We start from the raw sequence: 8,075 nt of genomic DNA on the forward strand, positions 1-8,075 counted from the left end.
GTGGTCGAGGGCACGCCGCTGGAGGATTTCGTCCAGTGCATCGATCCGCTGGGCAATGACGTGGTCGAGGGGCCGGACTCGGTCCTGAACACGCTGCTGGCGGCGCTGGCTTCGCAGAACCCGGATCCGGCTGCGTTCCAGGCGGCCGTGGAAGACCTGGCCGAAGCGCTGGCTTCGCTGGGCGTTAACCTGCCCAACGCGCTGCTGGCTCTCGGTGGCGATCCGGATGCCATCGCGGCCTGTAACGGCGGCACGCCGCCGGGTGGCGGCGGTGGCGGTGGCGACAGTCCCCTGAGTCCGGAGGCGCTGTGCGCCATCCCTGTGCTGGGCCCGCAGCTGGTCAGTGCAGTAGGCGGTTCCTGCCCCGGAGGCGGTGGTGGCGGCGGTGGCAGCCCGCTGGATCCTTCCGCGCTGTGTGCCGTGCCGGTCGTCGGCCCGCTGGTCGTCGGACTGGCCGGTGGCAGCTGTCAGCCGGGCGCAAGCCCGCTGGATCCTGCTGCCTTGTGCGCGGTGCCCGGCGTGGGACCGGCGCTCGTGACCCTGGCCGGTGGTGTCTGTGAAGGTGGCGGTGGCGGTGGCGGCGATCCCCTGGATCCCTCGCAGCTTTGCGCCATTCCGGTGCTCGGCCCCGCGCTGGTGGGTGCGGTTGGCGGTACCTGCTCGGGTGGTGGTGGCGGCAGCCCCTTGGATCCGTCTGCGCTGTGTGCCATCCCCGTACTCGGCCCCGCGGTGGTCGAGGCTGCCGGCAGCAGCTGTAACGGCGGCGGCGGTGGCGGCCCTCTGAGTCCGGAAGCGCTGTGCGCGGTACCCGCGCTGGGACCGACGCTGGCCAACCTGGCCGGCGTGGCTTGCCCACCCGGTGGCGGCGGCAGCCCGCTGGATCCTTCGGCTCTGTGCGCCATCCCGACGCTGGGCCCGATCCTGGCCGGCGCAGCCGGTGCCAGTTGCCCGTAATCAGGGCTGAGACCAAAAAGAAAGCCCCGCTTCGGCGGGGCTTTTCTTTATCTGCGGTCGCCAGGCACTACGATGCCTGCGCCATCTGCCGCAGCATGTAGTGCAGCACGCCGCCGTTCTCGTAGTACTCCCACTCCTTCGGCGTGTTGATGCGCACCTTGGCCTTGAAGCTGACGGTCTTGCCGTCGGCCTTCCTGGCATTGACGGTGACCTCGGCGGCGCCCTTCTGCAGGCCCTCGATGTCGAACATCTCGGTACCGTCCAGACCCAGGCTGGCGGCGCTCTGGCCGTCCTGGAAATTCAACGGCAGCACGCCCATGCCGACCAGGTTGGCGCGATGGATGCGCTCGAAGGACTCGGTGATGACGGCCTTGATGCCCAGCAGGAGGGTGCCCTTCGCCGCCCAGTCGCGCGACGAGCCGGTGCCGTACTCCTTGCCGCCCAGCACGACCAGCGGGATGCCGTCCTTCTGGTACTTCATGGCCACATCGTAGATGGCCTCCACCGGGCTGTCCGGCAGAGGCACGACGGCGCCGTTCAGGTAGCGCGAGACGCCGCCTTCGACGCCGGGCGTCATGGCATTCTTGATGCGGGTATTGGCGAAAGTACCGCGCATCATCACCTCGTGATTGCCGCGGCGCGAGCCGTAGGAGTTGAAATCCGCCGGCTGCACGCCGTGCTCGATCAGGTAGCGTCCGGCCGGGCTGTCCTTCTTGATGACGCCGGCCGGCGAGATATGGTCGGTGGTGATCGAGTCGCCCAGCAGCGCCAGGCAGCGGGCGCCCTTGATGGTCGGAATCCCCGGTGGCGTCTTGGTGATGCCGACGAAGTAGGGCGGGTTCTGGATGTAGGTGCTGTTCGGATCCCAGCTGTAGGTTTCCGACTTGGTCACCTTGATCGACTGCCAGCGCTCGTCACCCTTGAGCACGTCCGCATAGCTCTTCTTGAACAGCTCGGGCGACACGCTGCGGGCGACTTCCGCCTGGATTTCCTGGTTCGACGGCCAGATGTCCTTCAGGAACACGTCCTTGCCATCCTTGCTCTTGCCGATCGGCTCGCGCGTCAGGTCGATGTCGGTGCTACCGGCGATGGCGAAGGCCACCACCAGCGGCGGGCTGGCCAGGTAGTTCATGCGCACGTCCTGGTGCACGCGGCCCTCGAAGTTGCGGTTGCCGGACAGCACCGCCGACACCGACAGCTTGTGCTCGTTGATGGCCTTGCTGATCGGCTCGTTCAGTGGACCGGAATTGCCGATGCAGGTGGTACAGCCGTAGGCGGCCACGTGGAAGCCGAGATACTCGAGGTCCTCGATCAGGCCGGCCTTGGTCAGATATTCCGTCACCGCCTTGGAGCCGGGCGCCAGCGAGGTTTTGACCCAGGGCTGGGTCTTCAGGCCCAGGGCGCGCGCCTTGCGGGCCAGGAGGCCCGCTCCGATCAGCACGCTCGGGTTGGAGGTGTTGGTGCAGGAGGTGATGGCGGCGATCACCACTGCGCCATCCTTCAGCTGGTAAGTCTGACCGCGGTCGGTGACCGTGGCCGGGCCGGTGCTCGGGCGCATCTTCTGCTCGGCCTCGAAGGCCTTGCGGAAATTGGCCTTGACGTCGGCCAGCAGCACGCGGTCCTGCGGGCGCTTGGGGCCGGCCAGGCTCGGCTGGATGCTGCCGAGGTCGAGATGCAGCACGTCGCTGTACTCGGCCTCCGGCGCCTCCGGCGACCACCACATGCCCTGGGCCTGCGCGTAGGCCTTGACCACGGCGATCTGCTGCTCGCTGCGGCCGGTCAGGCGCAGGTAGTTCAGGGTTTCCTCGTCGATCGGGAAGATGCCGCAGGTGGCGCCGTACTCGGGCGCCATGTTGGCGATGGTGTTGCGGTCGGAGGCGGACAGCGCGCCGACGCCGGGGCCGAAGAACTCGACGAACTTCTCCACCACGCCGCGCTTGCGCAGCATTTCTGTGACGGTCAGCACCAGGTCGGTGGCGGTGGCGCCCTCGGCCAGCTTGCCGGTCAGGCGCACGCCGATCACTTCCGGCATCAGCATGGAGGAGGGCTGGCCGAGCATGGCGGCCTCGGCCTCGATGCCGCCCACGCCCCAGCCGAGCACGCCGATGCCGTTGACCATGGTGGTGTGGCTGTCAGTGCCGAAGCAGGTGTCCGGGTAGAGCAATCCGTCCTTCTCGAACACCACGCGCGCGAGGTACTCGATGTTGACCTGGTGCACGATGCCGGTGTCCGGCGGCACGGCCTTGAAGTTCTGCAGCGCCTCCTGGCCCCAGCGCAGGAAGGTATAGCGCTCCTGGTTACGCTGGAATTCGATCTTTGCGTTGAGGTCGAGCGCGTCCTTGCTGCCGTAATGGTCCACCATGACCGAGTGGTCGATGACCAGCTCGACCGGGCACAGCGGGTTGACCTGGCTGGCCTTGCCACCGAGGTTCTTGATCGCATCACGCATCGCCGCCAGGTCAACTACGCAAGGCACGCCGGTGAAATCCTGCAGCACAACGCGCGCGGGGGTGAAGTTGATGTCCTTCTGCGGCAGTTTCTTCAGGTCGGCGCCGGCCAGTGCCTCGACGTCGGCCTTGGTCGTGTTCTCGCCGTCTTCGTGGCGCAGCAGGTTTTCGAGCAGGATCTTGTAGGAGTAGGGCAGACGGGAGACCTTGAACGTCGGCTCCAGCACCTGGAGGTTGTAGTAGCTGTAGGTCTTGCCCCCGACGCTCAGACTGGCGCGGGACTTGAAGCTGTCCGTCATGCGTGTTCTCCCAAATGTTCGGAAAGATCGTTGGACTGCCGCAGGCGCGGCGGGGGCCATGCAACCCCGGATCGGGCGGAAACGGCTGAAAATTATAGCGGAAGCGCCAAAGCCGCTCTAGGCAGACGTGGCTTCGATCGTGGCACCGCCCAGACAGCGCTCGTCCAGATAGAGCGCGACGTATTGGCCGGGTGTCATGGCCTGCTGCGGCTGATCGAAACGGATCATCAAGCCACTGCCGGCGGGGCTGGCCAGGCAGGGCTGGTCGGCATGGCGGTGCCTGATGCGGGCGCTGCAGCGCAGCGGCAGCGGCGGTGGACTGCCGATCCAGTGCATCGGCCCCGTAGTCAAGGACTGCCGTTGCAGATTCGGGTGCATGGGATTCTGCGAAACCCACAGCGTACGGGTGGGCAGATCCTTGTCCACCACATACCAGGGCTTTTCGTCCGCACCGCGCTGCCCGCCGATGCCCAGCCCGCGGCGCTGGCCGAGGGTGTAGTACATCAGGCCCTGGTGCCGACCCAGCTCGTGAACCGTACCGTCCGGCAGTCGTGTGCAGATGGGCCCGGGCTGGGCCGGCAGGTACTGCGCGAGGAACTCGCGGAAGCGGCGCTCGCCGATGAAGCAGATGCCGGTGCTGTCCTTCTTGTCATGCACTGGCAGGCCGGCCGTGGCGGCCAGCGCACGCACTTCGCTTTTCAGCAGCCCACCGACCGGGAACAGGGCCAGCGCCAGGGCCGCGGCCGGGACGCTGCACAGAAAATAGGTCTGATCCTTGTTCGGGTCGCGCGCGCGCAGCAGCTGCACGCCGTCCGGAGCCTGCGCCAGGCGGGCGTAATGGCCGGTGGCGATGCGTGCCGCGCCCAACCGGCGCGCGTGTTCGAGAAAGGACTTGAACTTGATCTCGCGGTTGCACAGCACGTCCGGGTTGGGCGTGCGGCCGGCGGCGTATTCCTCAAGGAAATTCTCGAATACCCGCTCCCGATATTCCTTCGAGAAATCAGCGCGATGCAGCGGAATCCTCAACTGCTCGCAGACGCGGGCGGCATCCTGAAAATCCGTGGCGGCGCTGCAATAGCCCTGCTCGTCCTCGGCCCAGTTGAACATGTACAGGCCTTCCACCGCATAGCCCTGCTGCTGCAGCAGCAGGGCGGCGACGGAGGAATCTACCCCGCCGGACAGGCCGACGATGACGCGCTCGGCGGCACTCATGAACCACGGTGGTCCGGCGTGGCAGCCAGATGCTGCAGCACGTCCAGCGGGTAGCGGCAGCCGCGCAGGTAGTCGTCGACACAGCGCAGCACCAGCGGGCTGCGCAGGCGCCCGCCCAGTGCCGCAATCTCATCCCGGCTCAGCCACAAAGCACGCTGGATGCCGGCATCGAGCGGCTGCTGCGGGTGGTGGCGCAGGCAGTGGCCGGCGAAGGCCGCGCGCAGAAAGGTCTTGCCGCCGGTCGGTTCCTTCCACAGGTAAAGCCCGATCAGGGCCTCGGGCTCGAAATCCCAGGCGGTTTCCTCGCGCGCTTCACGCGCGACGGCCGCGATCAGGGATTCGTTTTCGTCCAGATGGCCGGCCGGCTGGTTGTAAAGCAGGCGGCCATCAATGCGCTCCTCGACCAGGAGGAAACGGCCGTCCCGTTCGGCGACGGCCGCTACCGTGACATGCGGCCGCCAGATGTTGTCGCCCATCGATGGCTCACTCAGAAGCTGCCGTTACGCCGCAGGCGGTACCAGCCTTCGGCATCCGGACGCCCCAGCGGCTGCAGCAGGCTGAGCACGGCGGGCGGCGCGGTCGCGCGCGGGCGCAACTTGATCTCCAGCAGATACTGCCCTTCGCGCGTGATCTGGCCGCTGCCGCCGGCCTCCAGCTGCCCCCCGGCGCTGCTCAGCGCGATCTGGATGGCCTGCTGCGCGGTGCTCAGCTCGGCACGGTAGTCGCCGAGCGTCGCCGGCGGCGTGCTGAAGCTGAAAACGAGATTGCGGAATTCGAGTACCCCCTCGGCCAGCCAGGGCTTGCCCTGGCGCAGTTGCAGGCGCTGCAGTTCGAACTGCAGCGTGCCGGTGAAGGGCAGTACCGGCAGGCGCAGGGCAGGGCCGATCTGCTCGACCGGCAGGCTGCCCTTGAGCGATCTCAGCCGCAGAGTCTTGCCCAGCAGCGGGCTCGAAACCACCGCCTGCACGCTGCCGCCTGCGGTTTGCGCGCTGATGCGGTGACTGATGCGGCCCAGCAGCAGCGCCTGCGGTCGCCAGCGCCATTCGACCGACTGCAAGACGATGCCCGAGAGGTTCAGGCTGGCGGCCTGCCCACGCCACAGGTTGCCGCTGAGGCCGAAGGCCTGCACCTGCGCGCCCCAGTCGTCACGCAGCCAGTGATACAGCAGCGGCGCGGGGGTGAGAGCGAGCAAGCAAAAGAGCAGGCCGGCGATGCCGGCCCCGAGATAAAGGCGGTTCATGGCGCGCCCCGGACCAGGCCGAGCCGCGCGCGCACCAGGCCGGGCTGGGCCTCGCGGTCGATCGCCGCTTCCACCACGGCCACGCCATAGCTGTTCTCCAGCAGCGCGAGCCAGCGCAGCACGGCCACGAAATCCGCCTGCTCCAGCCAGACCCGTACGGTGTTGTCGCCTTCCGGCTGCATGCGCGTGATGGCGCCGCCGAGCCCGTTTTCCTTGCCGGTCTGGTCCACGATCGCCAGCAAGGAGCGGCCCTGGCCCTGGATCGTGCCGACGCCGCCGCGCCCGGACAGCACCAGGCTGCGGGCCTGCGCCAGCTCGGCGACCAGCGCCTGCGTCGAGGCCACTTCCGTGCGCAGCCGCTGCACGCCATCGTGCAGCGGTTCCCAGATCAGCAGAAACAGCATGGCCAGCAGCACGGTTGCCGCCGCGGCCGCCACCAGCAGGCGCTCGCGCAAGGCCAGGCCGAAGAACCACTGTCTGAATTTCTCGATCATGAGCGCGCCTTCACCACGGCCCGGATCTGCACGCCCTGGCCGGTGGCATTGGCCGACTCCACCTCCAGGCGCAGGCCGGGCTGCTGTGCGAAGCCCTGCTGCAGGCTGTCGAGCGTCTGGGTGTCGCCGGCCAGCAGGGCGAGCTGCAGGGCGCCGTCACGGTACTGGATTTCCTGCAGCTGCACGCCGCTGACCCGTGCCAGCACCTGGCTGCTGGCCTGCAGCAGCGGCAGGAAGCCGGCGCCGCCGCCCGCACGCTTGAGCACCGCCAGCTGTTGCTGCGCCTGCGCGCGCAGATCGACGATCCGCGTGACCTGTGGAAAGGCGCTGCGGAAAGCGGTTTCAGCGGTTTGCTCAAGGCCACGCAGCTCATGACGCAGGCGCAGGTATTCGACCGCCAGGGTCAGCGTGCCCAGTACCACCCAGGCCGCAAGCAGCGCCGCGGTCAGCCGCCAGGGCTGGAACCAGTTCAGATAGTCCGGGGTGGCGGCGTGCTCGCCCTGCAGCAGGTTGACCGACACCGTCTCGTCATAACCGCGTACCAGGTATTCGAGGCCGTGGGTCACGCTGGCTGCGGTTCGCACCGGCTGCACCAGCGTCGGCAGCTCTGCGTGCTCGACCGGATAGATCTGCAGATGCAGCCCCTCGGGGGGCTGGGCCAGCGCGAGAAAATCCGCCAGCATCTCGGTTTCGCAGCAGAAACCGGCGCAGGTGTCGGTGCGCACGAGCGCCTGTCCACCCTCCAGCAGCACCGACCAGACCGGCTGCGGCCCCTGCACACGCGGCACACACAGCAAGTCCGGCACCAGTACCGCCGGCGTGATGCCGCGGTCACGGAAGGGCTTGAGCCAGCCTTCCATGCGGGCCTGCGCTGCGATCACCACCGGCAGGCGGTTGCCGCTGCGCCGGCCGATGGCGAAATGCAGGGTTTCCACGTCCTCGGCCAGGCGATCTTCGAGCAGGTAGGGAACGGCCTGGAGCAGGCGCGGGGTCGGCGCGTTCTGCAGCTGGGCCGGCAATTCGACGGTGGTGAGCGTGATGTCGGCGGAAGGCAGCAGCACGACCAGGCGACGTTCGCGCGCCAGCAGCAGGGCATCGTCCAGCGTGCCGGTCTGCACGTGGCCGTAGCCGGTCTGCGTCTGGCGCAGACACCAGCTGACCTGGTCGCTGGCGGAGTCGAGCCGGATATAGAGGGTATCGCTCACGGATTGGTTTAGTAGCTGTCTTTGCTGTGCGCCAGTAACCGGACACCGTCCGGCCCGCGCTGGAGGAGACTGTATAGGTTGACCCGCCCATTGCCAACCTGGATTTCGCCGGTCAGCAGGAAATAACTGCTGTTGACCGAAATCAGGCGCTCGTCCACGGTCTTGCCTGCATAGGCGGGTTCGGCCCGGAAATCCTGGGTGGTCTTGTAGTAGCCGGTGCCGCG

8 protein-coding genes are annotated in these 8,075 nt (G+C 67.7%); 1 reads left to right on the forward strand and 7 read right to left on the reverse strand.

Translation table 11 applies throughout. From position 1 onward, the window contains the following. Window positions 1–954, forward strand: a 954-nt coding sequence (locus VNJ47_07390) for a hypothetical protein (protein HXG28654.1), incomplete at its 5' end; no start/stop codon positions are given. Window positions 955–1,021: 67 nt separating this feature from the next. Here the strand turns inward: VNJ47_07390 and acnA are convergent. From acnA to VNJ47_07425, 7 genes are all read right to left on the reverse strand, one after another. Next, window positions 1,022–3,700 carry an aconitate hydratase AcnA gene (acnA, locus tag VNJ47_07395; GenBank protein HXG28655.1) on the reverse strand — a complete coding sequence of 893 codons (2,679 nt, stop codon included), beginning with the start codon at window positions 3,698–3,700 and terminating at the stop codon, window positions 1,022–1,024. Window positions 3,701–3,817: 117 nt separating this feature from the next. Next, window positions 3,818–4,912, reverse strand: coding sequence for a tRNA 2-thiouridine(34) synthase MnmA (mnmA, locus tag VNJ47_07400; protein HXG28656.1), 1,095 nt, complete (start codon window positions 4,910–4,912; stop codon window positions 3,818–3,820). After that, window positions 4,909–5,388: an NUDIX hydrolase gene (locus tag VNJ47_07405; GenBank protein HXG28657.1), complete on the reverse strand. Its 480-nt coding sequence runs from the start codon at window positions 5,386–5,388 to the stop codon at window positions 4,909–4,911. The genes mnmA and VNJ47_07405 overlap by 4 nt, the downstream gene beginning before the upstream one ends. 11 nt (window positions 5,389–5,399) lie before the next feature. Beyond that, a complete protein-coding gene (locus VNJ47_07410) occupies window positions 5,400–6,152 on the reverse strand; it encodes a type II secretion system protein N (protein ID HXG28658.1) in 753 nt (250 codons plus the stop codon). Then, window positions 6,149–6,646: a type II secretion system protein M gene (locus VNJ47_07415; protein ID HXG28659.1), complete on the reverse strand. Its 498-nt coding sequence runs from the start codon at window positions 6,644–6,646 to the stop codon at window positions 6,149–6,151. Before VNJ47_07415 ends, VNJ47_07410 begins: the two co-directional genes overlap by 4 nt. Next, complete coding sequence (gspL, locus tag VNJ47_07420; GenBank protein ID HXG28660.1) at window positions 6,643–7,851, reverse strand: type II secretion system protein GspL; 1,209 nt, start codon at window positions 7,849–7,851, stop codon at window positions 6,643–6,645. The genes VNJ47_07415 and gspL overlap by 4 nt, the downstream gene beginning before the upstream one ends. 8 nt (window positions 7,852–7,859) lie before the next feature. Then, on the reverse strand, window positions 7,860–8,075 hold a 216-nt coding region (locus VNJ47_07425; GenBank protein HXG28661.1), incomplete at its 5' end, for a hypothetical protein.

Source organism: Nevskiales bacterium, from assembly GCA_035574475.1.
In the GTDB taxonomy this organism is placed as follows: domain Bacteria; phylum Pseudomonadota; class Gammaproteobacteria; order Nevskiales; family DATLYR01; genus DATLYR01.

Coding starts and splice junctions, on each gene's coding strand:
- VNJ47_07410 (HXG28658.1), bottom strand. CDS start 6,152: ATGAACCGCCTTTATCTCGGGGCCGGCATCGCCGGCCTGCTCTTTTGC.
- VNJ47_07415 (HXG28659.1), bottom strand. CDS start 6,646: ATGATCGAGAAATTCAGACAGTGGTTCTTCGGCCTGGCCTTGCGCGAG.
- mnmA (HXG28656.1), bottom strand. CDS start 4,912: ATGAGTGCCGCCGAGCGCGTCATCGTCGGCCTGTCCGGCGGGGTAGAT.
- VNJ47_07405 (HXG28657.1), bottom strand. CDS start 5,388: ATGGGCGACAACATCTGGCGGCCGCATGTCACGGTAGCGGCCGTCGCC.
- acnA (HXG28655.1), bottom strand. CDS start 3,700: ATGACGGACAGCTTCAAGTCCCGCGCCAGTCTGAGCGTCGGGGGCAAG.